Annotated in this window: 1 protein-coding gene and 1 pseudogene; both read left to right on the top strand. The window is 61.0% G+C overall.

From position 1 onward, the window contains the following. Positions 1-280, top strand: a 280-nt coding sequence (locus QQJ84_RS04085) for a hypothetical protein (protein WP_284256786.1), incomplete at its 5' end; no start/stop codon positions are given. A gap of 116 nt (positions 281-396) precedes the next feature. Further along, positions 397-633 (top strand): annotated as a pseudogene (tnpB, locus tag QQJ84_RS19425) (IS66 family insertion sequence element accessory protein TnpB); the annotation flags it as partial. Between the last annotated feature and the right edge of the window lie 52 nt (positions 634-685).

The raw sequence follows: 685 nt of genomic DNA on the forward strand, positions 1-685 counted from the left end.
GCGGCGCTGGCAGATCTGCCGGCAGCAGATATTCGCCTGGCGCCGGGAGTTGGCAACGCAGATAAGGGCAGGTGGTTGCGGCGATCCGGCTGGTCCGGCGTTTGTACCGGTTGTTGCCGAGAAGCCAACGCTGGCTCGAACGGCGCCGCTGCCGGTGGCCGTGGCCGCCCCGCCAGGGATTGAGATTGACGTCGCTGGCGCCAGAATTCGCGTGGCCAGCGGGGTTGATGGCAAAACACTCACCGCGGTGCTGCGTGCGGTGCGGGCGGCTGCTTCGTGATCGCGATCCCAACCGGTGTACGGATCATGCTGGCGACACGCCCGGTGGATTTTCGCCGTGGCGCCCATAGCCTCGCCGCCCTGGCAGCCGCCAGCCTTGGCTAGAACCCGTTCGATGGAGCATTAATCGTGTTCCGGGCAAAACGCGCTGATCGGATAAAAATTTTGCTTTGGGATGGCAGCGGCCTGGTACTGATTTGGAAGCAGCTTCAGCATAGCAATTTTAGGTGGCCACCTATTGTAGATGGCGTGATGAAGCTGACATCCGTGGAATATGCAGCGCTATTCGACGGCCTGGATTGGGCACGAATAATTTCTACTCAAAGGATTCCCACACCGGCCAAGGCGGGCTAGACTCGTGATGCGATGCAGGCCGATGGCAACCCGATCCACACGCTTCCTGAAG

Origin of the sequence: Acidocella aquatica, from assembly GCF_030160635.1 — a bacterium.
GTDB classification, from domain to species: Bacteria; Pseudomonadota; Alphaproteobacteria; order Acetobacterales; family Acetobacteraceae; genus Acidocella; species Acidocella aquatica.